Genomic DNA, 23,392 nt, shown 5'->3' on the forward strand with positions numbered 1-23,392 from the left:
AAGACTGGGCAAGGACCCAAATGGGTCTGGGGAATGCCTATTGGGCCCGCATCAGAGGGGAGCGAGGGGAGAATCTGGAAACGGCGATCGCTTGTTACCACAAGGCTTTACAAGTCCGTACCCGTGCTGCCTTTCCCCAAGACTGGGCAATGACCCAAGTGTGTCTGGGGATTGCCTATTCTGACCGCATCAGAGGGGAGCGAGGGGAGAATCTGGAATCCGCGATCGCTTCTTACCACAAGGCTTTACAAATTTATACCCGTGCTGCCTTTCCCGAAGACTGGGCAAGGACCCAAATGAATCTGGGGGTTGCCTATTGGGCCCGCATCAGAGGGGAGCGAGGGGAGAATCTGGAAACGGCGATCGCTTGTTTCCACAAGGCTTTACCAATGTATGCCCGTGCTGCCCTACCCGAAGACTGGGCAATGACCCAAAATAATTTAGGTGAAGCCTACGAAGCTCTCCAACAAAACGACAAAGCCATCCAAGCCTATCAACTCGCTCTAGAAATTTTCACCCCCTCCTCCTTCCCCCTATACTGCCTCCAAACCGGACGCAACCTCGGCAACCTCGCCTACACCCTCCAAGACTGGGAAACCGCCTACACAGGCTACAACAACGCCATCCGAGCCGTCGAACAAAGCCGCACTTGGGCCACCTCCCCCCGAACCAAACGACAACTCATCGAAGATGCCCTCCCCATCTACAGTAAAATGGTAGAAACCTGCCTACACCTCGAACGCTACGACCAAGCCCTCCTCACCGTCGAACGCAGCAAGTCCCGCACCCTCATCGAACTCCTCACCCAAGCCAACCGCATCCCCAAAACCGCCACCCCAGACCAAAAACAACGCCTCCGCCAACTCAACCGAGAAATCGCCGCCCTCCAGCAGTCCTTAGACCCAGAAGACCCCACCCCCCCCAACTCCCCAGACAACCCCAACCCAGAAAACCGTTCCCCTGTTAGACTGAGCGAAGCCGATGTTAGACTGAGCGAAGCCGAAGTCAGTCCCCCCATCTCCCAATCCCCCCTAAAAACCCTCCTCCAACAACGAGAAGACCTGATCACCGAAATTAACGACCCCGACTTCAACAAGTTGCGAGAAGTCCGCCCCGAACTCCCCGACTTCCAACCCCTCCTCACCCCCCAAACCGCCCTCATCGAGTGGTATCTCCCCCACAACCCGGAAGCGGGGGCCTATGCCTTCATCGTCACCCTACAAAACAACCGCCCCCACATTCACTACCACCACTACCCCCCCGAAGACCGCCAAACCCTCGACCAATTCAACGAAACCTACTTCTCCGACTACCGCCAACGCAGTTGGTACAAAACCCTCACCCCCCGACTGGACAACCTCAGCCACCACCTCCACCTCGACTCCCTCCTCACCCACATCCCCCACACCTGCAACCACCTCATCCTCATCCCCCATCTCTATTTGCACCTATTCCCCCTCCACGCTTTATCAGTCACCAGTCACCAGTCACCAGTCACCAGTGAGTCTGAAAACGGGGAACAACCACCATCAAACTCCCCCCCTCCCCAACTCCCCCTACAGGAACATTTCACCGAGGGAGTCCGCTACGCGCCGAGTTGCCAGATTCTCGCCTACTTGCAAAACCGCCAACCCCCTACCACCGCCGCCCAATTCTTCGCCATCCAAAACCCCACCCAAGACCTCCCCTACACCGACCTGGAAGTGGAGACCATCGGCCCCACCTTCGACCCCAACAGCTACATCCTCAAACACGAAAACGCCCATAAAACCGCCTTCAACAGCCCAGAAACCCTCGCCCAACTGCGTCAGAGTCTTTTTGTTCATTTTTCCTGTCACGGCGGCTTTGACAGCGCAAATCCCCTCAACTCCGCCCTCATTCTCGCCGGGGATGCACCCCCCAACCCCGATCGCACCCGCACCCTCACCCTCCGGGATGGCCGTCGCTTCGACACGGAACAGCAAGGACTCACCCTACGGGAAATTTACGCTAATTTAGACTTACCGGCCTGTCGTCTCGTCCTCCTCTCCGCTTGCGAAACGGGCCTCCTGGACAGTCAACTCACCGATGAATATGTGGGGTTAGCCAGTGGTTTCTTGTATGCAGGGAGTCCGTCGGTGGTGAGTAGTTTCTGGTGTGTCGATGATTTTGCCACGGCCTTTTTAGCTATCCGATTTTATCAAGAATTTAACCCAAAAAACCCAGAAACCACGGTGGCCAAAGCCTTACGCGCTGCCCAAATTTGGATGCGACAGGTTTCTAAGCAGGGGTTTTTAGAGTGGTTAAGGGATGATTTAAAGTTATCAGAAGATGATTTAGATGAATGTGAGTTTATTCTGTACGATTTTGAGGAGAAAGAACCGTTTGCAGATAAGCGGTATTGGTCAGCTTTTGCGGCCATTGGGTTATAGGCTAGGTGAGCCAAGGAATGAGGTTAAAAAGGGTACAAACACGGGCAATTTCTGAACATATTACTTTAAAATATTGGCGCGATAATTTTGGTTTACAACGAACGAAAACTCCTGATTTTTTCCCCGAATGGCAAGAGTCACTCCCCTCCCTCAGTCCCCAATCAGAATCGTAAAACAGAGTTAAAGATTCTAAGAGCCTTGGGTTTAAACCCAAGGCTCAAAGCCAAAATCCGTTAAAACGGATTAAAATTTATTTTTAAGTAGGGTTATAATAATATTGATAATATTTTATAATTGTTTGTAAAGAGTAAATCAAGTTTATTGTAGGAGGTTATTTTAATGAGTAATAATCGAATTGATCAACAGCGATCGCAGCGTTTTTTAAGCAAGTTTCTTGCTTTCGTGGAAGCAGCAAAACAAAACCCGAACACTGACCCCCAATTCTGGCAAAATTTAGCTCAGTTAGAAGCAAAGTTAAGGGAAATAGACGATCAACCACCCAAGTTAGCAACAGTGATCAAACAATGGTGTCAAGAAAGGGGGATAACAATAGACAGTAACCAAGATATATTAAGATTAGAAATTGGAGAGGATGAGGAAGCAGAAGACCCCCTAGAAGGAGAAACCCCGAACATTACAGTCAATAAAAATATTATCATTACTGCTCTAAGCTCACCCCCAGATGACAAGACAGAACAAAATAACGACCAACCCCAACAATAATGACCTATTCTCAACCCCCAATTTATGCACCTAGTCTCTATTGTTTCTCGTACCAACTGTATCAAGGATTAGTAATTTATCTAGAAAATGATGATACTTCACCTTCTCAACCCCCAATTTATGCACCTAGTCTCTATTGTTTCTCGTACCAACTGTATCAAGGATTAGTAATTTATCTAGAAAATGATGATACTTCACCTCGTAGCTCCAAAAACCAAAAAGAGGTTAAAATAAACTGGATTGAACAGGAATATAATCGGGTTTTTAAGGCGTTTGGGATAGATTTTCAGAGATTTTTGCGAAACTCAAAACTTGAATTAAAACAGCCCGAAAAATCAGGACATCTTAATTTATTATTTTCGCCAAAATCAAGTCAACGTAAACGGCAAAAAAACTTTAAATTTTCAGATCAAAACTTCAAGGGTTTTGTTCATCCCAAAGTCATTCATGATACTTACGCTTTCAATTTAAGAATTGCTTATCCTGAAGAATTTGGACAAGATCAATATACCCTTGCTGACTTACAAAAACTGAACCCGCATAACTGCTTTCAACCCCATGCTCAAACCACTTCGGGTTATTTAGGACAAACTCTATTACTAACCACTTATTTAAACCAAACTCCACCCCAAAATCTCCGCAACTTAGATAAATTAGCCCAAGACTGTTGGTTAAATTTCTTTGGCCTCCACCATCCAGAAAAAATTGCTCAATTTCCTCGTCTCTATCGAGTTTATCATCTTTTTGGGGGCTATCTCTACGAATATGGCAACCCGGAAGACCGTTTAACAGAAAACCCCTATGGACATTTATTAATCTGGTTCTTTTTTGATGGTAGTTCAACCGAAATTTTAAGTCGCTGTTATTGGCAATTGCCCGAATTATTTTTATATTATCATAAAATTAAAAACACCTTTCAAGATAGCCGGATTTTTTATCAGAAAGCCGACAAAATTGTCAATGAAAATGAAAAACATTTAACGCGGTTTGATGTCCATTATATTCAAGGGGGAAAAGAGTCTTTATCTGATGAAGATTTAAGCCACCTGAAACGGACGTTAAAAACGCTCCTGAAAACGTCTCTTGCTTACTCCCAACAACTGCGAAATCTAGAATATGCTCGCAATACTATTGCCATTAATAGCAAAAACTATCAAGCGACCTTAAATCATATTGAACAACTCGCCCAAGCCCCCGTAGAAGCGTTTCGGGTTTTTGCGGATAAAGAGGCGATCGCATTTCAAGATCAGATTCATGCAGACTTGAACTATTTTAAACAGGGATCGAGTTTATTAGACAAAGCGATCGCCTCCCTACGGGGATTAGTGGAAATCGACCAAGCAGAACGCGATCGCCAGTGGCAAAACTACGAAAAACAGGAACAAAAACGCCAAGAAGACGCAGAAAAAGACCTCCAAGACAACATACAAGCCATTGGAGTTGGGGTAGCATCAGGGGCTATTGTAGCCTCTAGTTCCGGAGTCATTACAGAAACTTGGGTTTGGCCAAATAACGAGAAAATCGACCCCCCCATTCCCCTCCCCCATCCCTTTCTAATCGCCGTTTTTGGGAGTTCTTTAATTGCCTTTCTCTGTTGGAGATACACCAAACATTTTTTAAAGAAACGACGGTCTCGCAATCATCCTAATCAGTAACATAGCCCGATCAAACCCACAATAACCCCATCGAAAACAGCACAGTGTTCATAGAGCGAAAATTTTAAATTGGCACTATTGGGCTAATGTTCCATTTTGTAACACAATCAGCGAAAGGCGAGACTTGTCCCGTTTGGAAAACTAAAATAAGGATATGGTGATAGCAAAAATGCTCTAGTCATGGATATTGTGACGATTTCGAGTTTTTTAATTCCTTGGTTGCCCGTCCTCCTCAAAAAAGCTGGGGAATCCGCCGTGAGTAGTGCTGCGGGTCAAATGGGGAAAGATACGTGGCAGCAAGCACAGGCCATTTGGGCCAAATTGCACCCGAAAATTGAGGCCGAAGCAGGGGCAAAAGTGGCCGCAGAGGAATTGGCGAAAAATCCCGATGATCCCACTTGGAAAGCTCCCTTTCAACAAAAATTAACGGAAATTTTAGAGAATGATCCCCACCTGAAAGCAGCGATCGCGGAAATTCTCCAAGAAACGGAAGACAATCAAGCCGATACCTCCATTAAACAACAGGTTGGCACAGTGACGAAAGGACAAGCAGTGGCCAACATGAAAGACAGTACAGCGATCAATGTTGGAGGAGATGTCAGTGGAGGAATTAATGCAGCAAGAGATTGAACAACTCAAGGACAGTCAAGCGATCGCGAACATGGTCAATAGTACAGCGATCAATGTCCGACAGATGGAGCAGGGGAGTTTGCTCATTTCTGGGGAAAACCATCAGGTGGTGATTTATCAATCCCAACTGGAGCAGCATCTCCCTACACCCCCCCAACCGGAGACGAAACTAGGAGCAAATCCCTATAAAGGGTTATTGGCGTTTCAGGAGGAAGATTGCGATCGCTTTTTTGGACGGGAAAGCCAAGTGCAAGCATTATGGGAGCAATTGCGCGATCGCTACCAACAGGACAACCAACCCCGGTTTCTCCCAGTATATGGGCCATCTGGGTCTGGGAAATCGTCCCTAGTGCGTGGGGGGTTAATTCCCCAACTGGTCCGTCAACCGCTTCCGGTGTGGGAATCTGCTCCCATTGCGGTACTTGTGCCAGGGGCCCATCCTTTGGAAGCGTTGGCGGCGGTTTTAGCCAGGATAGCGACGGATGATCCCATCCCTGTGGCCAAAAGTGAGGAGTTTTTGCAGGTATTGCAACAAGAAGGGGAGGGGGAAGGGTTACAAGAGCGTTTTACGGGGTTACGGAAAATTGCGGCCTTGTTACCGAATATTCACCAGTCACCGTTATTGGTATTGGTGGATCAGTTTGAGGAAATTTATACGTTGTGTGCGTCGGAGCAGGAGCGAGAGGCGTTTTTGGGGAATTTGCTCCATGCTGCTTGCGATGGCAGCAAACAGGTTGGGGTAGTGGTGACGTTTCGCAGTGACTTTTTACGGGAATTACAACGCCATCCGCAATTCTATCGGTTGTTTTCGGAGCAGGGATATTTGGTGAGTCCGTTGTTACCGGAGGAATTGCGACGCGCGATCGCAAAACCAGCAGAGTTGGCCGGCCACCCGTTACCGGAGGCCGTGATTGATCGATTATTGTTGGAAATGGAAGGCCAAGAAAACGCCCTCCCCCTGTTACAGTTTGCCTTAACCCGCATTTGGGAGGGGTTAGAAGCGGGAGTTGAAGCTCACGAAACCTTAGAGCAAATTGGCGGTGTAGGGGGTGCATTAGCGGGGGAAGCGAGACGATTGTATGAAACATTGGAGGAGCGCGATCGCATTTTAGCGCGGCGCATTTTTCTCGGGTTAGTGCAACTCGGAGAAGGGACAGAAGATACTCGTCGTCGGGTTGCAGTATCGGAATTAATCAGCACCCCAGAGGAGCATCAGCGAGTAGAGGCCATTATTCACAAATTTGCTGCTCCTGGAGTGCGCTTTTTAGCGGTAGCCGCAGATCAGGATCAAAGAGAAACCGTAGAAGTCGCGCACGAAGCGTTAATTCGCAATTGGGAGCAGTTGCAAGAGTGGATTGAAGACTGTCGGGCCGCGTTACGTCAAAAGCGCAAAATTGAACGCTCTGCTCAAGACTGGGAGGCGGTTGGTAAGTCGAAAGGGTATTTATTACAAGGTCGTCCGTTACGGGATGCGAGGGAGTTTTTCAAGCAATGTAACGGGGAAACTGCGTTATCGGAGTTAGCAGTGGATTTTGTGGAAAAAAGCCAACGAAAACGCAAACAAAATCTTTATACACAAATAGCTTTAATCGGCATTTTTCCTACCCTTCTAACAATCGTTAGTATTCATTTTCTCATTATTACAGCAACTCAAATTCTTCTAGCTAGAGAAAATTGTAGTCCAACCCCGATCTTAAAAACTTTATTATCTTATATGCACCGCACGGGATACAAAAAGAATTTTGATGGTTTATATTTGTGTGGAAAAAATATGAGTGGCATTAATCTTTCGGATTCTGAACTTGAGGAATCGGTATTTAAAAATGCTAAGTTATCTCGTGCAAATTTTAATAAGTCTATTCTTTATTCGGCTGATTTTAGAAATGCAGAATTAATAAATGCTCAGTTCTACAAAGCAATTCTTGGCAATGCTGACTTTCGAGACGCTGATTTAGAAGGTGCTGTTTTGAAGGAGGCATACCTAGACAACGCAAAGTTACATGGAGCAATTTTAAATAATGCTATTTTACAAGATGTCAATTTAGAAAATACAGTTGGACTTCAAGAAGATCAACTTCAACAAGCCATTCTCTGTAATACTATTTTACCAGAAATTTTAGGGAAACTACCTAATAATTTTGGGGATAAAGATTGTGATAAATTAAAGCATAAATCATTGTAGGATGACCAATCAATTATACTTATATTGCATCCGGTTAATCAAGATAAATAGCGGATAATCTTTCTCTATAACTGACGGGGTGCAAACATTATGCTCCTAAAAAATTACAATATTTCGGATTAGATATGACTTGTAAAATTCAGAAATTTGGATACCTCAACCCGTTTTAACGGGTTTCCGCTTTGAGCCTTGGGTTTTAACCCAAGGCTCAGGATATTTAATCAGAACATTGAATTGTGGTACCCGCCTTTTTCTCACATTCGTCTTTAGTGAGGTTAGGGATAATGTCTCCATTGTTAGTAGGATGAAAATTATATTTATTATCTCCTCTTTTATAGCATTTGCCTTTTGGACCACAAAATTCTGGACTAAAAAGCAATGATTGATTATAATTAGCAAAATCAGTAACAGTATCTGCCTTGCTTAGTGCATCAAAACTCGAAATTTCAGCCCCACTATTAGCCAAAGCTTCTATTGCTTCTTTTTTGACATTAGAATGGGTTATAGCTCTTGTCAGCACTTCAAGAGAAGTAGATTGATAACGTCCTAATTTAATCAAAGCTTGAGCCGCAGCAATGTGATCGCTGGTAATTTCTAGATTTTTAGTTAATACATCATCCAGTGACTCTCTCAAGGAATAGGTCATCCGGGTAATGGGAGAACGTTGACTAAAATTTCCCTCACTAATCGTTAATTCTACATTTTCAATAACATCTTTAAATTTAGTTTGAAGAAGTTTATCAATTTCCCATTGGATTTCCTCTAAATTTTCCCGAAGTTTTGGATAGTCAGACATGGTTTTAGTCCTCTTAAATTTAAGGGTTTGCAACGGTTGAATTTTCCCTGATCCCTGAAGAAATGCGATTGCGCGTTGAACATCCACCAAACCAAACCCCGTGGCAACATCCACCCCCCATCGCGCTTGAGCCGAACTAGCGGCCGGGTTACAATGCCCAAACTGCACATCTCGTGCCGTCTGTCGCAAAATCTCCCGCACCTCCACCGGAGATAAACTAGGGTTGACTTGCTTCATTAACCCACAGAGGCCCGCCACCTGCGGTGCTGCCGCCGATGTGCCGCTAAACGCCGCCCAGCCGTCATTGGGACGAGTTTGATCCCCCAAATTGGCATGATTGCGATCGCTATTACTCCCCGGTGCAACCGGTAACATAAGATAAGCCCCAGTCGGCTGTTTTCCCACCAACCCGCAGACATCCGGCACTTGTCGCTGGGGATACACCGCACTGACAAACCCACTCGCGTAGTCACTGGCCTCTAACTGGCCTTGTTTCTCCCCCGACTGATAGCGATACACCCCCCCAACCGCAATAGTATCCCGATGTTGTGCCGGAAACCCCCAGTGACCATTGCCCGCAGCACAAACCATGATAATGCCCCGACGCACCGCATCTGCCACCGTTGCCCCTAAAATGCGATCGTAAGCCGAAAGCTGGTCATGACGGAGATCAGACCCCCAACTACAAGAAATAAGATCAGGATTGAGCGAAATTGCCGTTTTCAACGCCGCAATAGAGTTCACATTACGGGACTTTCCCTCTATTGCAACATCCGCTTTCACCATCGTAAACTGTATCTCTGGCGCGATCGCCAATAAATTCGCCGATTCTCCTGTACCATGGCCGTGTAAATCTTCCTCCCCATGCTCCGAACCAGGAGCCAAAACCACCTGCCCCCGATAATTTTGCTGTTCAAAATAGGGATGTCTGTACCATCCCGTATCCACCATCACCACCCGTATCCCCTGGCCGCGAATTCCCTGCTGATGAACAGAAGCGGCATTTAATCCAGTGACAAGATCATCAGGAAGCTGTAGATATTTCGCCTCAACCGGAGGAGGGAAAGCGGAAGGAATCCCCCGTTGGAAATAATAAATCGGTTCATTAATCGCCACCCCCTCTAAAACCTCCTCAAACTCCGTCTCAAAAGTGTTAATTTTGCCAAATTGCTTCGTTTCGACCGCATCAATAAATAAAGCAGTGGACGGGGTGGCAATTTCTTTAATCACCGGACGTTCCAGGTGAACCAGTTTCGTCTTAAACCCTTGCTGATAGACCTCTGGAGACCCAGCGAGACTCAGAGAAAAAGGGCCAACGGATAACACCTCAAACCCCTTCGCCTCAAGCCGTTCTCTCGCTTTTTCGAGGGTTGTAGCATCACTCTCAAACTGGGCTACATTCTCCTGCGTCACCAATTCCCCTGTCGAGAGTAAAGACACCCCGCTACAGGAACGCGCGATCGCTTCCCCATAAATTTTCGGCGGTAACGGCTCACTTCCTTGTCCGTCAGAAGCAATCACAGGAGACATAACACCAGATAACAAGAACTAACTCCTGTATAACCTTCTGGTCATACAACGTCAATTCCAGACAGAAAAAATCAACCAATTGACCCCTCCAGATTCCCCCTTCGTGTCCTTTGTGTCTTTGTGGTTTTCCTTACCCCCCCAAATACCCCGTAATTAACAGATCAGAATCAAAAAACTCCACCGTCACCCCCTCCAACCGTAACGCCTCCGTCATCTTCTCCAACCCCAAATCCCCCATCGGAGACGGTGCAAACACCCCCCCAATTAACTTAGGGGCAACAAACGCACAAACCTTCTGTACCGCCCCCCCTTGAATCGCCTTTGCCGCCAACCTCCCCCCACATTCCCAAAACACCTGGCTGCACCCCCGTTGAAAAAGGCTCTCCATCACCCCCTGGGGGCTTAAATCCGCCATTGTCACCACCTCAACCCCTTTTGCCTCCAAATGCCCTTGAAACGCCGGATTTGCCCCCATTTCCGTAAACACCACCGTCCGTGCCACCTCCGTCTCCCAAAGATTCGCCATTTCCGGCAAATTCAACTGACGACTCATCACCACCCGTAACGGGTTATGCTCCGTGATACCATGAGTCGTTAATCGGGGATTATCCTTGCGTACCGTATTCCCCCCCACAATAACCGCATCAGACGCAGCCCGTTGTTGATGGACCCAATGTCTCGCCGTTTCCCCCGTCACCCAAGCACTATGGCCACTCGTCGCCGCAATTTTCCCATCCAACGTCATCGCATATTTAAGAATCCCGAAAGGCTGTTTATAGAGAATACGGTGAATAAAAGCCTCATTTAACCGACGACAGGCCGCTTCTTCTATCCCCACCGTCACCGCAATTCCCGCCTCTTGTAACCGTTTGATCCCTCCCCCAGCCACTCGCGGGTCTGGGTCAACCATACCCACCTTAACACGACTCACCCCCGCTTTAATCAGAGCTTCGGTACAGGGTGGCGTGCGTCCGTAATGGTTGCAGGGTTCAAGACTAACATACACCGTCGCCCCCCGTGCGGCCTCTCCTGCCTCTCGTAGAGCGAAGACTTCCGCGTGAGGTTGTCCGGCTTGGGGGTGATACCCTTGGCCCACAATCTGCCCCTCCTGCACAATAACACAACCTACCAGAGGATTGGGGGCTGTGCGTCCGGCGGCTTGTTGTGCAAGGGTAATGCAGCGTTGCATCATGTCTCGGTCTTGGGGGGAAAAATCGGTCATGGCACGTTAAACTAGGGGTTATCTATTCATTTTGCCATTGTTCTAATAACCAAGTGCCGACTTCATTATGGGGGGTTTCACGAGTGCGTCTCAATTTGTCAAGATTGCATAGAGATTAATAGCGGTATTAATAATAGAATAGTCCCTCGCATGACGATTCCCTAGAGGTGACATTTCTACTCTAAATTGTCCTTGATAATAATAAAATTTGGCTTGCTCAAAATTAGGGGTTTCGGTAATCTTGAGATAGTCTTTCCAAGGGGTTTTGATCCATTGGTCTGAGATGAGTTTAGAGAGGGTTTGACTCATGGTTTTCTAATAGTTGGGCGGTGTTTCGTGTTGTTTGCTGGGCTGATAGTCTGCCTATTGTGCAGCATAACACAGTCAAACAGAACACAATGGTGTATCATTAAACTCTCGATCAAAGGAGAAAAAGGAGTCACAACAAGTTAAACTCAAACGTGAGATGATTAGGGACTGGATTATGAGTCAAATTTTAATGGCTATTGCGGCAATTTTTGGCGGTTTAGCGGTGGCTGGAGGTGCGTTTGCGTCTCATGCACTGAAAGCGCAGTTATCAGAAAGGGCATTAGACATTTTTGAAACGGGGATAAAATACCAAATGTATCACGCTTTGGCGTTGTTGTTAGTCTCCCTACTGTTAACTCGTGCGACAACCGGCCAAGGATTATTAAATGCTACGGGGATTTTATTTATTGTAGGGGTTGTGATCTTTTCGGGGAGTTTATATGCTCTCAGTTTAACCGGAATTAAGTGGCTTGGAGCAATTACCCCATTGGGTGGGGTTGCGTTGATCATGGGTTGGGTGGTTTTAGTGATAGCAGCATCAAAAGTCTCGTTTACTGGTAATTCGTGAGACGGGGGACAGGATAAACTCGAAGATCATAATTTAAGGGGGAAAATGTTATCGTTGCGAAAAGTTTTTTTGGGGGTTGCTTGTGCGTCTCTTGCTCTCTGGAGCTATTTTCCAGTTAGGGTTGCTTTCCCTACTCCCCTATCAGTACGACCGATTCTAACTCCCCTTGATAAATATATTAAATCCTTTACAATCTTGGAGCATGGGGGATTGGTGCATAATGTGGCTTTTAGTCCCGATGGAGAACAGTTGATCACCACCTCTAGCGATAATACGGCGAAACTCTGGGATAAAGCGGGGAATTTAGTGGCTATTTTAGAGCATGGGGCGACGGTGTGGGGGGTGGCGTTTAGTCCCGATGGGGAGTATAGTGTGACTACATCGGCAGACCAGACGGCAAAGGTTTGGACGCGACAAGGACAACTTTTAACAACGCTACAAGACCATGAGTTTGGGGTGAAAGGGGCGGTTTTTAGTCCCGATGGGTCTAAAATTCTCACCGCATCCTATGACCATACCGCACGGTTGTGGACGCGGCAAGGGGAACTGTTAACGACGTTTGCAGGGCATCAGGGGGCGGTGAATAGTGTAGAATTTAGTCCTGATGGGTCTAAGATTCTTACGGCATCTTCGGATGAAACGGCCCGTCTTTGGGATATGCAGGGAGAAACTCTGGCTATTTTAGCTGGCCATGAGGCACGGGTTTTGGGGGCTAAATTTAGTCCAGATGGCCGTAAGATTATTACGTCTTCCCGTGATGATACGGCACGAGTTTGGGACAGACAAGGTAAACTGTTGGTGACGGTGGCTCATGATGCTCCGGTTTGGGTGGCGGTATTTAGTCCCGATGGGTCTAAATTTCTGACGGCATCTTCGGATAAAACGGCCCGTCTTTGGACTCCCCAAGGGGAAATTTTGGCAACGATCGCAGACCATGAGGCAGCCATTTGGTATGCTGAGTTTAGTCCTGGGGGAGATTATATTGTAACGGCTTCGGCGAATCAAACTGCTGGACTCTCGAACACCGAGGGACAACTTTTAACAATGCTGACTGGCCATCAAGGGGGAGTGATACGGGCCAAATTTAGCCCTGATGGCCAATTAATTGTCACGACTTCCTCAGATCATACCGCACGGCTTTGGCAGGTGCGAGGTGATAAACCGTAATCAGTAATTAGGTGAACCTTGGGTTAAAGCCCAAGGTTCATAGCCTAAACCCGTTGATAGGGTTAAAAAAGGATGACCCTGGCGAAGGTAGCCTACCTTTTTACAGGATTTATGGCTGAGTCTGCACGCTCGTCCCTTTCTAAATCAACAAAAATTGAACAATGTCAATCAATGTCTAGCTTTCAACGAGCGGTTAAACCATTATTGCACCCAAAGCCATCATTTTAATTCCTTTGTAATGCAGCCAGTTTTTCTTTCGGAAACGCCACAGCAGTCCCACCTAGTCCGCAATACCCATTTGGGTTTTTCGCTAGATACTGTTGGTGATAGTCCTCTGCATAATAGAATTCCGGTGCATCAATAATTTCCGTGGTAATTTCACCCTTACCTTTGGCCTTTAATGCCTCTTGGTAAGCATCTCGTGATGCTTCTGCTAGCTGGCGTTGTTCTTCCGAATAGACATAAACCCCAGAACGGTACTGCGTCCCCGTATCATTCCCTTGACGCATTCCTTGAGTCGGATCATGACTTTCCCAAAACGTTTTTAATAACTCGGCATAACTAATTTTTTGGGGATCATAAACCACAAACACCACTTCATTATGACCCGTCATTCCCGTACAAACCTCTTGATAAGTCGGGTTTGGGGTATAACCTGCCGCATATCCCACCGCAGTAGTATAAACCCCCTCTAACTGCCAAAACTTGCGTTCTGCACCCCAGAAGCACCCCAACCCGAACATCGCTTGCTCCATTCCGTCGGGAAAAGGAGGTTTGAGCGGGTTGCCATTGACATAATGTTTATCAGGGACAGGCATAGATTGCGATCGCCCCGGTAACGCCTCCTCCGGTTTCGGCATCGACGCTTTTTTACCAAATCCAAATAATACCATGATTGTTTAATCCTATCTTCTCAACGCAACAGGTAAGCCAAACCCCACAACCCCCCATAACTTAGGGGGAAGTGGGACACTCACTGTTTACATTATTTAACATAACCGCAGAAAACGAGAGATATTCTGTTGGGAGACTCATCGTTTTTGCATCTAGAGAGAACCAGACCTTACAACTCATCATCATCTTCGCTGTCCACTCCAGCTAAGTGTTTTTCAAACTGCATCCGTTGTTCCGCACTATGCAGGAAGTAACCACTCATCATCGCGGAAGCGAGTAACCGTCCTAAATGTTCCCTACTGGTAGAGATTGTCACACCAAACTGTTCAGGGGGCAAACCTCCTAATAGTCCAATAATATTCCGTTCCATGGCTTGGGCAACATCAGGAGAGGGTTGAGACAACTGTGCGATCAGTTCCGGGTCTAAGGACTGGACATATTGCCAGAGTTGCCCTTGCTCTTGGTTTGCATCTTGAGAAGTGTCTAAGTTGTGGGAGAAGTTATTCATCATCATTCCTAACGAGGACTGAACGTTTTTCTGTTATTTACACAGTAACGTTTCTTTTTTGATGATTGGGCGGTGTAAACCGAACCTCCTCCCCAGGGGTTTCCCGAAATGGAGGATGGGGAGATGGGGCAGTTGATAGTTGATAGTTGATAGTTGACGGTTGAACCACAAAGACACAAAGGACACAAAGGGGAGATGGGGGGGGAAGAAGTGAGGAGAGAAAAGTGAGAAGTGAGTAGTGAGTAGTCTGTAATTTTTTCTCTATCCTCTCTCCTCTATTCTCTCTCCTCCCTCTGGGGGAGAACAAAGAACCCAGAACAAACAACTTTACTGTTTACTGTTTACTGTTTACTGTTCCCTATTCCCTGTTCCCTTTTTCACAAACAACAATCAACAAACAACAATCAACAATTAACAATCGCCTTTTCTACCTTAGTGCGGTCTAACTCTCGCCCAATAAACACTAACCGAGTTTGTCGGGGTTCGTCATTCGACCAGAGACGGTCATAAAAACTATCAAAACGGTTACCTACTCCCTGTAACACCAACCGCATCGGCTTATTCGGCACATCCACAAACCCCTTAATCCGATAAATTTCCTGATCCTGCACTAACTGGTGTAACGTCTTCGTTAGCTGTTTAGGATCGAAAGACTGCTCTAAAACACATTCTACAGAATTAATCCCGTCGTCGTGTTCGTGGTCTTCTTCGTGGTCGTGGTGACTGGGACGACTGGCTAAATTATCCTCTACTGCCGCATTAAACCCTAATAACAAATCAGAATCAATTTGTCCCTCTCGACAAGGGATAATTTTAGTCCCGGTGGGGACTTCCTTCGCTAACCATTGCTGCACTCGGTTTAACGTCTCACTGTCTAATAAGTCCGTCTTGGTCAATAAAATTAAATCAGCGCAGCCTAGCTGGTCTTCAAACAGTTCTTCAATGGGGGTTTCGTGTTCTAGGTTAGGATCAGCCTGTCGTTGCGCTTCTAGGGCTTCTAGGTCGCCCACCAATGCCCCAGAGGCTAAGGCTTGGGCATCCACCACTGTGAGAACCCCATCCACCGTCGCACTGTTGCGAATTTCGTGCCATCGGAAGGCTTGCACAAGGGGTTTCGGGAGGGCTAAACCGGAGGTTTCTACCAGAATATTGTCAATGCTGTCTCGTCGTTTGAGGAGTTCTTGGATAGTGGGGTAAAATTCCTCTTGAACGGTGCAACACAGGCAACCGTTGGTTAATTCTACAATATTATTTGGGGCTTCATTATTCGGTGTGTCGGTTTCTTCCTCATCGCAAATTTGACAAGACCGCAATAAGTCCCCATCAATACCCACTTCGCCAAATTCATTGACTAAAACGGCGATTTTCCGACCTTCATTATTTTGGAGCAGGTGACGGATGAGAGTGGTTTTCCCTGCGCCTAAAAAACCTGTAATAACTGTAACGGGAAGTTTGTGCATTTTTAATGCTCTGTGCCTCGCAGAGTCCGTAAATTTTAGATGAACGTTCGATATATTTCCCCTCGGTGGGCATCCTGACTTTGAACGGGTTGACCGTTTTCACAGTTGCGGGACAGTGCCGGATTCTCACACGGCTTTCCCCCTTGCGTCTATTGGCTGTTCCCCAATAGAACCGAGGTGCAGTGTCTTACTTTATCACAAGTTGACCGGGGTAGGTGGATCGGTTGATGTTCTCAACCCATTTTAACGGGTTTGGGCTATGAGCCTTGGGTTTAAACCCAAGGCTTGGGGATGTTGGGTTACTACTCTCTACTATTACCATCAATTGTTCATTTTTTATGGTTCATTGTTAGGGGATGTTGGGTTATGCTACGCTTTACCCAACCTACTCTCTACTACTTCCCTCAATTGTTTATTTTTTATTGATCCGGAAATCCTGGCCAACTTTCCATCGGATCAGTTGATTTAACTAAGTGCATTCCGGCTTCTGAAAACCGTTGAAAGGCTTGATCGGCTTTTTCGGTAAAATCTACTAAATTGGGGACAACAACAGGTGAGGTGCAGTCTTCTAAAAGATACACTTTTTGGGCTAAACTGGGGTCTTTGGCTTTAATTTCATCGAGTAAATCTTCAATTGTCCACGCTACACAATGACTTTTGGCCTGTCCGGCTATTAAAATGGCATCAAATGCTAATAATTGCTCTAATAATGCTGTATTCTTTTGAGCAATGGCTTTTCCCTGACTGTCTTCTAATACCTCTGGACGTAACACAGAATAGTTTTCGGTGAGGGGATTATTTCCTTTTAACTCTAACTGGGTTTGACTGTGGCGAGTAATATTATGAAAAAAACAGGCTTCTTCAACGGCAGCGACTAAAGCATGACTAATCCCTCCTAACATGGCATGATAAGGCCAGATATTAAGGGGATATTTGCCGTCCTCGGTGAGACGTTTCACGTAATGAAAGGCATACTTTTGCAGTCCAGTATAGTCTCCGTTGGCAATACTATCCGCTACCGCAGGGTTGACTTTCCACACTCCTTGTTCTACGTCTTCGGGCATAATTAAAGTGGTGGCGGGGGTGGGGTGTTCTCCGGCCTCATTCACCCAGAAGAAGGGGTGAAAGATTTGCATGGCGGTGTGAGTATCGAGGGTGGGAATGATGGTGGTAATGTAGGGTAAATAATGGTAAATAAATTCACATAATCGACGGTTATCGTCAATTGCTCCCGTCCCCGACTGTCCCGCGACGTAGAGTTCAAAGTCGGGTAAACAAAAGGTGTTTTGAATATCTATGGCTAAGAGACAAATACGGGTTTGATCTTGGGAGGCCGGGGGAATGTTATGTTGTTTGGCCCAGTTTTCTGCTTGGTTGGCCCGTTCATGATAGGGAACACGCCAAACTTGGCCGATGGTGTTGGGGTCAAAAAAGGGGGGAATGGGCAGTTGTTGCATGGTGGTTTGATGGAAAGGGAATTGATTTTATGATAGGGGCAAGTTTAGGCTGTCCCAAATTCGTGCCACTCTAGGCAAGGGGTAGCCAGACAATAAAGGTTGTTCCAGGGAAGGGGGAAGGGGGGGCCCCGTTTTGGGTTCGACTGGGGCTGATGAGTTCTAGGTTGCCGTTCATTTGTTGGGTGAGGTTGTGGGCAATGGCTAGGCCAAGTCCGGTCCCTTCGATGTCGCTGTTGGCTTGTACGCCGCGAAAGTAGCGTTCAAAGATGCGCGGTTGGTCTTCGGGGGGGATGCCATATCCGGTGTCGTGGATGGCGATGCCTTGTTGGGAGGCTTCGGGGTTGGTGAGGCCGGTTTCTAGCCACACTTGGCCGCCTTGGGGGGTGTATTTGATGGCGTTGTCGAGGAGGTTGCTGAGGATTTCTCGGAGGGCGGTGGCATCGGCTTGGACGGGGGGGAGGTGAGGGGGGATTTCGGTTTGGAAGTCGATGTTTTTATCTTGCGCGATCGCATCTGCTGAGGCAATTAAGGGGTCTAAGAGAGGCGGTAAGGGGACGGGTTCTAAGTTTAATTTCGACCCTGGCAGGAGGGAGAGGGGCGAGGGGGTGTCACTGTCGGGGTTGAGTGAGGGGGGGCTGTCGGGTTGGGGGAGTCCGGTGAGATAAGTTTCGAGGTCGTCGATGCAAATATCCATTTGTTTCAGGAGGTCTGAGGCGCGATCGCTCTGCTGTAAAATATTCTGCACAATTTTGGTCGTCCGATCTTGACCCGTTAACCGCTTCAGCAATAACTTACTAAAGGTTCGTAACGCGGTCATGGGACTACGCACTTGATGAAGTAGGGTGTCTAGGCGATCATGATAGCCCATCACCTCTTGTTTCTGTTGCCCCAGTTTATTCTGTAAGCTGCCGTTTTCTCGGTCAAAAAAGCAAGCAATGGCCAACGTATTGGCAATTTGATCAATTTGACTCAATTCTTGGCTTTGCCAAGGCCGGTCATCCCGTCGTGTCGCTAATACCCCCAACACCTCCTCTTGGTGAATTAGGGGCAAAACCAACTGTTTGCGCTGCCAAAAGGGGGGTTCGGGGGGATCAGGTTCAACCACATCCGTCGGTTCACTGTCCACCACCGATTGCAGGGTCTCTGTCCCCTGTAATAATTTACTCGGCGGTAAGCTCAAACTGGGATGAGTCACCGGGGAAATATCCACCCCGTCGCTGTTAGTCGGTCTGGGGGTCGTCTGATTCTCTGGATACACCACCACCGGGACCAGTTTCTGGTTCAAGTCTTGAACCCATTTCTCGGTTAAATACACTGCACACCAAGCCGCCCCAAGCCCTTCTACGAGGAGGTTGACTTGGGCTTGACAGAGGGTGACGAGTTCTGAACTTGCAGAGATAGACATGGATGGTTTGGGCGACTTCTCGATTAAACAGGAAAGGGGGAGTTGGAGACTTGCAAATATTGCGGGAATATTAAGAAATGCTACGTTTTTAGTTAGGCTTCCCGAACCTGTGTTGCAAGGGGATAGAATCACTCCTATCAGCATTGTAACCCGTTCAAGTCTGCAACAATCGACCCTAGGGACTCTTGATTTTTTTAACCAGAGCCGATATACTAGCCACGGCTTTTGTAACCATTATTACAAAGCATTAGCCAAGAATTTTGGCTAAAGAAAATTTTAGGAGGCTCAGATAGGAGGTAAGTAGATTTGGCCAGAAAACGTAAACGTAAGAGTCGCCGCCGCCAAGAAGGACGCAAGATTTTAGAGTTAGTCCCTCAGTATAACCTAGAAAGTGGTGAAGACAAGCCTGTAACAGCAGCCAGACGGTTTATCTCCTCCCAAGGAGTTACCCCCCCTGCGTTGCTAATTGTTAAGCGTAATGAGCATACCACAGATCGCTATTTTTGGGCAGAAAAAGGGCTATTCGGCGCACAGTATGTGGAAGAGAACCATTTTCTCTTTCCCAGCTTGCGCCTCGTAGCCCCCCAAAACAACCAGTCTAATCATAATCAAAAAAGTGGCTCAGGGAAAGGTGGCTCAGGAAAAACTAATTTGGGACAAAACACTATGGGACAATCCAGTGCTGGACAAAACTCTGTAGTGGCTGTAGCGAGTCGCTAAGGTGAAGCCCTGATGAGTTCAGACGAGCTAGTTCCGGCCAGTGTTTTGAGAGTTTGATCATACACCAAGAACTGAAAGTTCCGTCCGGTCGTTGAACCAAGAATCCCCGTCGCGTGATTCGCGGGGACTGTCAAGAGACTCACTTGAGTTTTCTCGTTCACAAGAGCTAGGGGACTTGAGCTAGATAGCTTCATGCTAATGCCTCAATATCCTAGCTATGGGGGTGAGATAGGGTGGGCGATCGCCAGCCATTATTTTTAAGCTAGCTTTGTCTGAGGTTAAGCAGTCCTCACATTATCATGTTTTGGTAATGTGGGGATGTTTTTTTAGAGCAGAATTGGTAAATTCAAGACTATTATGAGCTTTAAGCGTCGAAATTTAACTCTCTCCTCCGGCTTAAACTTATCCTATCTGGAGACAGAGAGAGGACAGCATCCCCTAATGTTACTCCATGGTTTAGCCGACCATGGCTTAGTCTGGTCCAGTCTCGCCCAAACCCTCGGCTCAGACTATCATATTGTTGCCCCAGACTTGCGCGGCCATGGTGAGAGTAGTAAACCCCCCCAAGGGTACAGTTTCGCCGCTATGATTGCCGATATACAGGAACTGATGGCTCATTTGGGGTGGTCATCGGCTCATATTTTAGGCCATTCTTGGGGAGCGAAGTTGGCGGCAATTTGGGCGACACGGTTTCCGGAGCAAGGGCGGAGTTTAATTTTGGTTGATCCCTTTTTTATTGGCAAATTGCCCATGGCCTTTAAGGTGACGTTTCCCTTGTTGTATCGGGTTTTGCCGTTTTTGAAATTAATGCGATCGTTTCCCACCTATGAGGAAGCAGAAACCCTCGCTAAGGGGTTAAAACAGTATCGGGGGTGGAGTCCGCTACAGCAACAGGTGTTTCAAAATGCCATCAAGCAACAACCCGACGGCACATGGACCAGTAAATTCACCGTCGCGGCCCGCCAAGAAATTTTTGAAGACGTGATGCGCGTCGATGGGTTAACCGAGGAATTATCCCTCCCGGCCTTGTTAGTCCTCCCCGAAAAAGGCTTAAACCGCACCAACTGGCAAATTAACCCCTTTCGCCATTATTTAGCGAATTTACAAATCATCTCAGTCCCTGGCAATCATTGGGCGTTTTTGGTTGAACCCGAAACCTTTAATAGCGTAATCCAAGAATTTCTCGACCAACAAAAAAAATCTTGCCAAAATCCGGAATAGGTATGCTATGATGGTCAAACGTGACTAAGAAACGTGACCGACGCAGGTTGAATTTCGCGGGTTGAATTTCGCGGGTGTAGTTTAGTGGTAAAACCTCAGCCTTCCAAGCTGATGATAGGGGTTCGATTCCCCTCACCCGCTTCCAAGCGCATTAAATATCTGAATGCTAAGGGCAACAAGAGTTTTTTAAAACCCTTGTTGCCCTCTACAACCCGTTGTTAGCAGGCTTAAACATTGGCCTTGGAGTTAACCCCAAGGCTAATGTTTAAGGCTAATTCTCAAGGCTAATTTTCAAGGCAACTTAGCTTTTCTTTTGCAAGAAGGACTGGAATTGACTAAATGCAAGAGTAAAAACGTTGTAACCAGCCCAACCAGCAGCAACCAGAACGGGTAGTAAAACGATCAGTAATCGCCAATCCATCGTTATTTCCTCCGAGTAGTAAAATCTTAAATGATTTTTAATGTGTCTTACTCGTATTTTCACATATTTTTCGGTTTTCTGACTACCTCTTTATGGGAAAATTTCCCAAAGTCGCCACCCAACTGGGATAAAGGAGGAAGCGAGAAAAATTTTCGCCAATCCCTTGCTATCCTGAAACGGCTTCGCTATAATTATAGATTACGGGCGATTGGCACAGGGGTAGCGCGCTCCCTTCACACGGGAGAGGTCATTGGTTCAAATCCAATATCGCCCATTTTTTTTGTACATTAACACTTTATTTGTCATCAGGAACAAATTTCGGCAGAATGTTGAGGCTTGAGTCAGTGTCCAACAAACCAAAGACTTCGGCTGTATGATATTGGTAGCCTAAAGTGATGGGAAAACAGGGAAAAACGTTAGCCTCTCCCGCTTGATTCCTTCATTCAATGAAAGGGAAATCGTTTAGTCCTTTGCCACCTTTATAGAGTTTTAGAGACGACTTTCATAATCTATCAAGACGGTTTGAGTTTGGCCATCTTCATCTCTGATGTTTATCGTATCTTCTCTGTTACATATTGCCCTCCTAGGATAAGATTAACGCTTTTAAGACTGCTCAAAGGACTGAATGGGAGTCTGGGTGGCTTGATGATGATTCATTGTATGATGATTCATTGTATGATGGTTCAACTCTTGGGAGTCCGACTGTTGCAGGTGGCGCACCGGATAAAACGGTTGATGTAAGCTGATTAAATTAGCCAAGGTTTTCTTCAACTGCGTCCGAGACACGATCGCATCCACAAATCCATGGTGCAATAAATATTCTGAGGTTTGGAAATCATCCGGGAGTTTCTCTCGCAGGGTTTGTTCAATCACCCGTCGTCCCGCAAACCCAATCATGGCTTTGGGTTCAGCTAAAATAATATCCCCTAACATGGCAAAACTGGCCGTTACCCCTCCGGTGGTGGGGTGAGTGAGGACGGGAATATAGAGCAAATTCGCTTCCCGATGTCGTTCCAGGGCCCCGGAAATTTTGGCCATCTGCATCAGACTCAACATTCCCTCTTGCATTCTCGCACCACCGGATGCACAAATAATGATCACGGTTAACCCCTCATTGGTTCCATACTCAATGAGACGACAGAGTTTTTCCCCGACAACCGATCCCATGCTTCCCCCCATAAAGCGGAAGTCCATCACCCCCAAGGCCACAGGAAGACCATCTAACAGTCCTGTTCCGGTTTGGACTGCATCTTTGAGGTGGGTTTTATTTTGGTAGTCGCGGAGACGGTCTTTATAAGGTTTGCGATCGCGGAATTCTAACGGATCAACCGGTTCAACCTCCTCATTGATCGGTTTCCACGTTTGCGGATCGATCAACTGTTGGATACGTTCCTCACTATCCACCCGCAGATGATGATTACACTCCGAACAGACCATCAAATTTGCCTGTAAATCCTTGGTATAGGTCAAAACCCCACAACTTGGGCATTTTGTCCAGAGACCATCGGCAATTTCCCGTTCTTGATGGCGTTGTTGCATAGGAGATTCAGATTTGGCGCGATTCGCAAACCAGTCAAATAAAGACATAGAGTTTTTTTAATGACGCTGATCTTTATAAATTGTTTATAGGTTTCAGATTATTTTGCCATTTTTTGACCGTCAAATGCGAGGAGCAATTAATCTTCTTCAAAATCATCCTCTAAATCTTCCTCCCTCGGACTGAGTAACAGCAAGGCCGTCCATTTATCTTGAGGAAGCACTTGTACCGCCGTTTCTCCCGATAAAAAACAGGCCGTCGCTCCCAAGCTGACGACTCGGGCCGGAATTTCGTGACTGGTCAGAATTTGCTGCATCAGTTCTGCTTCCCAGCGCGTACTGGTGGTTCTTAGGGTAATCCAAGCGACAGAACTCATTAACTTCCCTGTGACTCTCCTTGTACTGCTCAATATAGCAGGTGTTGTGGGGGGTTGGGGGAGATGGGGAGATGGGGAGATGGGGAGATGGGGAGGTTGGGGGAGAGGGAGGGTTAAACTGTTCTCGTTTCAATGCTTTTCTATCCCCTCTATCTCCTCTATCTCCTCTATCCCCTCTATCTCCTCTATCTCCTCTATCT

The 23,392-nt window shown here is 46.9% G+C and carries 20 protein-coding genes, 2 tRNA genes, 1 pseudogene and 1 riboswitch; of the genes and pseudogenes, 12 read left to right on the forward strand and 11 right to left on the reverse strand.

The genetic code is table 11. The features are described from left to right. The 6 genes from PN462_RS12945 to PN462_RS12970 form a co-directional block, all read left to right on the forward strand. A partial coding sequence (locus PN462_RS12945) for a CHAT domain-containing protein (protein WP_272128690.1) occupies positions 1-2,411 on the forward strand: 2,411 nt, incomplete at its 5' end. Between the two features lie 17 nt (positions 2,412-2,428). Next, positions 2,429-2,584 carry a hypothetical protein gene (locus PN462_RS12950; protein WP_272128691.1) on the forward strand — a complete coding sequence of 52 codons (156 nt, stop codon included), beginning with the start codon at positions 2,429-2,431 and terminating at the stop codon, positions 2,582-2,584. A gap of 166 nt (positions 2,585-2,750) precedes the next feature. Continuing rightward, the gene (locus PN462_RS12955) at positions 2,751-3,134 is read left to right on the forward strand and encodes a hypothetical protein (protein WP_272128692.1); all 384 of its coding nucleotides are present in this window, start codon (positions 2,751-2,753) and stop codon (positions 3,132-3,134) included. Continuing rightward, on the forward strand, positions 3,134-4,789 hold the full coding sequence (locus PN462_RS12960) for a hypothetical protein (protein WP_272128694.1): 1,656 nt from the start codon (positions 3,134-3,136) through the stop codon (positions 4,787-4,789). The genes PN462_RS12955 and PN462_RS12960 overlap by 1 nt, the downstream gene beginning before the upstream one ends. A 180-nt stretch (positions 4,790-4,969) precedes the next feature. Further along, on the forward strand, positions 4,970-5,419 hold the full coding sequence (locus PN462_RS12965; protein ID WP_272128695.1) for a hypothetical protein: 450 nt from the start codon (positions 4,970-4,972) through the stop codon (positions 5,417-5,419). Continuing rightward, on the forward strand, positions 5,403-7,601 hold the full coding sequence (locus PN462_RS12970; RefSeq protein ID WP_272128696.1) for an nSTAND1 domain-containing NTPase: 2,199 nt from the start codon (positions 5,403-5,405) through the stop codon (positions 7,599-7,601). Before PN462_RS12965 ends, PN462_RS12970 begins: the two co-directional genes overlap by 17 nt. Before the next feature lie 217 nt (positions 7,602-7,818). Here PN462_RS12970 and PN462_RS12975 read toward each other — a convergent pair whose 3' ends face one another. The 3 genes from PN462_RS12975 to PN462_RS12985 all read right to left on the reverse strand — a co-directional run bounded on the left by PN462_RS12975 (position 7,819) and on the right by PN462_RS12985 (position 11,458). Then, a complete protein-coding gene (locus PN462_RS12975; RefSeq protein ID WP_272128697.1) occupies positions 7,819-9,927 on the reverse strand; it encodes a S8 family serine peptidase in 2,109 nt (702 codons plus the stop codon). Between the two features lie 130 nt (positions 9,928-10,057). Next, positions 10,058-11,149 carry a bifunctional diaminohydroxyphosphoribosylaminopyrimidine deaminase/5-amino-6-(5-phosphoribosylamino)uracil reductase RibD gene (gene ribD / locus PN462_RS12980; RefSeq protein ID WP_272128698.1) on the reverse strand — a complete coding sequence of 364 codons (1,092 nt, stop codon included), beginning with the start codon at positions 11,147-11,149 and terminating at the stop codon, positions 10,058-10,060. A 90-nt stretch (positions 11,150-11,239) separates the two neighbouring features. Continuing rightward, positions 11,240-11,458 (reverse strand): hypothetical protein, encoded by a 219-nt coding sequence (locus tag PN462_RS12985; protein ID WP_272128700.1) that lies wholly within the window; start codon positions 11,456-11,458, stop codon positions 11,240-11,242. 175 nt (positions 11,459-11,633) lie between these two features. Here PN462_RS12985 and PN462_RS12990 point away from each other — a divergent pair, with 175 nt between their 5' ends. Beyond that, complete coding sequence (locus PN462_RS12990) at positions 11,634-12,026, forward strand: DUF423 domain-containing protein (RefSeq protein WP_272128701.1); 393 nt, start codon at positions 11,634-11,636, stop codon at positions 12,024-12,026. Between the two features lie 45 nt (positions 12,027-12,071). Beyond that, positions 12,072-13,193 (forward strand): WD40 repeat domain-containing protein, encoded by a 1,122-nt coding sequence (locus PN462_RS12995; RefSeq protein ID WP_272128703.1) that lies wholly within the window; start codon positions 12,072-12,074, stop codon positions 13,191-13,193. Between the two features lie 224 nt (positions 13,194-13,417). On the opposite strand, the gene msrA is transcribed toward PN462_RS12995, so the two are convergent. The 5 genes from msrA to PN462_RS13020 all read right to left on the reverse strand — a co-directional run bounded on the left by msrA (position 13,418) and on the right by PN462_RS13020 (position 18,917). Then, positions 13,418-14,086, reverse strand: coding sequence for a peptide-methionine (S)-S-oxide reductase MsrA (gene msrA, locus PN462_RS13000; RefSeq protein ID WP_272128704.1), 669 nt, complete (start codon positions 14,084-14,086; stop codon positions 13,418-13,420). Positions 14,087-14,256: 170 nt separating this feature from the next. Beyond that, complete coding sequence (locus PN462_RS13005) at positions 14,257-14,595, reverse strand: DUF760 domain-containing protein (protein WP_443029164.1); 339 nt, start codon at positions 14,593-14,595, stop codon at positions 14,257-14,259. Between the two features lie 404 nt (positions 14,596-14,999). Continuing rightward, positions 15,000-16,055, reverse strand: coding sequence for a cobalamin biosynthesis protein CobW (gene cobW, locus PN462_RS13010; protein ID WP_272128706.1), 1,056 nt, complete (start codon positions 16,053-16,055; stop codon positions 15,000-15,002). Positions 16,056-16,102: 47 nt separating this feature from the next. Beyond that, a riboswitch (cobalamin riboswitch) is annotated at positions 16,103-16,247 on the reverse strand. 227 nt (positions 16,248-16,474) lie between these two features. After that, positions 16,475-17,512 (reverse strand): isochorismatase, encoded by a 1,038-nt coding sequence (locus PN462_RS13015; protein WP_272128708.1) that lies wholly within the window; start codon positions 17,510-17,512, stop codon positions 16,475-16,477. 70 nt (positions 17,513-17,582) lie between these two features. Beyond that, a complete protein-coding gene (locus PN462_RS13020) occupies positions 17,583-18,917 on the reverse strand; it encodes a GAF domain-containing sensor histidine kinase (protein WP_272128709.1) in 1,335 nt (444 codons plus the stop codon). 306 nt (positions 18,918-19,223) lie between these two features. Between PN462_RS13020 and PN462_RS13025 the strand changes: the two are divergent. The 3 genes and pseudogenes from PN462_RS13025 to PN462_RS13035 all read left to right on the forward strand — a co-directional run. Beyond that, a pseudogene (locus tag PN462_RS13025) lies at positions 19,224-19,505 on the forward strand (DUF3155 domain-containing protein); the annotation flags it as partial. Between the two features lie 489 nt (positions 19,506-19,994). Beyond that, positions 19,995-20,858 carry an alpha/beta fold hydrolase gene (locus PN462_RS13030; protein WP_272128711.1) on the forward strand — a complete coding sequence of 288 codons (864 nt, stop codon included), beginning with the start codon at positions 19,995-19,997 and terminating at the stop codon, positions 20,856-20,858. 70 nt (positions 20,859-20,928) lie between these two features. Continuing rightward, positions 20,929-20,999 (forward strand) — tRNA-Gly (locus PN462_RS13035). A 160-nt stretch (positions 21,000-21,159) separates the two neighbouring features. Here PN462_RS13035 and PN462_RS13040 read toward each other — a convergent pair. Further along, positions 21,160-21,279, reverse strand: coding sequence for a photosystem II protein Y (locus tag PN462_RS13040; protein WP_272128712.1), 120 nt, complete (start codon positions 21,277-21,279; stop codon positions 21,160-21,162). 202 nt (positions 21,280-21,481) lie between these two features. Here PN462_RS13040 and PN462_RS13045 point away from each other — a divergent pair. Then, positions 21,482-21,553, forward strand: a tRNA-Val gene (locus PN462_RS13045). A gap of 329 nt (positions 21,554-21,882) precedes the next feature. Here the strand turns inward: PN462_RS13045 and accD are convergent. After that, positions 21,883-22,866 (reverse strand): acetyl-CoA carboxylase, carboxyltransferase subunit beta, encoded by a 984-nt coding sequence (accD, locus tag PN462_RS13050; protein ID WP_272128713.1) that lies wholly within the window; start codon positions 22,864-22,866, stop codon positions 21,883-21,885. 89 nt (positions 22,867-22,955) lie between these two features. Further along, complete coding sequence (locus PN462_RS13055) at positions 22,956-23,192, reverse strand: hypothetical protein (protein ID WP_272128714.1); 237 nt, start codon at positions 23,190-23,192, stop codon at positions 22,956-22,958. Positions 23,193-23,392 lie beyond the last annotated feature (200 nt).

Origin of the sequence: Spirulina sp. CS-785/01, assembly GCF_028330525.1 — a bacterium.
GTDB lineage: Bacteria > Cyanobacteriota > Cyanobacteriia > Cyanobacteriales > Spirulinaceae > JAQMSD01.

Excerpts from the sequence above, each read along its gene's own strand:
- PN462_RS12950 (WP_272128691.1), top strand. The coding sequence starts at position 2,429 with ATGAGGTTAAAAAGGGTACAAACACGGGCAATTTCTGAACATATTACT.
- PN462_RS12955 (WP_272128692.1), top strand. The coding sequence starts at position 2,751 with ATGAGTAATAATCGAATTGATCAACAGCGATCGCAGCGTTTTTTAAGC.
- PN462_RS12960 (WP_272128694.1), top strand. The coding sequence starts at position 3,134 with ATGACCTATTCTCAACCCCCAATTTATGCACCTAGTCTCTATTGTTTC.
- PN462_RS12965 (WP_272128695.1), top strand. The coding sequence starts at position 4,970 with ATGGATATTGTGACGATTTCGAGTTTTTTAATTCCTTGGTTGCCCGTC.
- PN462_RS12970 (WP_272128696.1), top strand. The coding sequence starts at position 5,403 with ATGCAGCAAGAGATTGAACAACTCAAGGACAGTCAAGCGATCGCGAAC.
- PN462_RS12975 (WP_272128697.1), bottom strand. The coding sequence starts at position 9,927 with ATGTCTCCTGTGATTGCTTCTGACGGACAAGGAAGTGAGCCGTTACCG.
- ribD (WP_272128698.1), bottom strand. The coding sequence starts at position 11,149 with ATGACCGATTTTTCCCCCCAAGACCGAGACATGATGCAACGCTGCATT.
- PN462_RS12985 (WP_272128700.1), bottom strand. The coding sequence starts at position 11,458 with ATGAGTCAAACCCTCTCTAAACTCATCTCAGACCAATGGATCAAAACC.
- PN462_RS12990 (WP_272128701.1), top strand. The coding sequence starts at position 11,634 with ATGAGTCAAATTTTAATGGCTATTGCGGCAATTTTTGGCGGTTTAGCG.
- PN462_RS12995 (WP_272128703.1), top strand. The coding sequence starts at position 12,072 with ATGTTATCGTTGCGAAAAGTTTTTTTGGGGGTTGCTTGTGCGTCTCTT.
- msrA (WP_272128704.1), bottom strand. The coding sequence starts at position 14,086 with ATGGTATTATTTGGATTTGGTAAAAAAGCGTCGATGCCGAAACCGGAG.
- PN462_RS13005 (WP_443029164.1), bottom strand. The coding sequence starts at position 14,595 with ATGAATAACTTCTCCCACAACTTAGACACTTCTCAAGATGCAAACCAA.
- cobW (WP_272128706.1), bottom strand. The coding sequence starts at position 16,055 with ATGCACAAACTTCCCGTTACAGTTATTACAGGTTTTTTAGGCGCAGGG.
- PN462_RS13015 (WP_272128708.1), bottom strand. The coding sequence starts at position 17,512 with ATGCAACAACTGCCCATTCCCCCCTTTTTTGACCCCAACACCATCGGC.
- PN462_RS13020 (WP_272128709.1), bottom strand. The coding sequence starts at position 18,917 with ATGTCTATCTCTGCAAGTTCAGAACTCGTCACCCTCTGTCAAGCCCAA.
- PN462_RS13030 (WP_272128711.1), top strand. The coding sequence starts at position 19,995 with ATGAGCTTTAAGCGTCGAAATTTAACTCTCTCCTCCGGCTTAAACTTA.
- PN462_RS13040 (WP_272128712.1), bottom strand. The coding sequence starts at position 21,279 with ATGGATTGGCGATTACTGATCGTTTTACTACCCGTTCTGGTTGCTGCT.
- accD (WP_272128713.1), bottom strand. The coding sequence starts at position 22,866 with ATGTCTTTATTTGACTGGTTTGCGAATCGCGCCAAATCTGAATCTCCT.
- PN462_RS13055 (WP_272128714.1), bottom strand. The coding sequence starts at position 23,192 with ATGAGTTCTGTCGCTTGGATTACCCTAAGAACCACCAGTACGCGCTGG.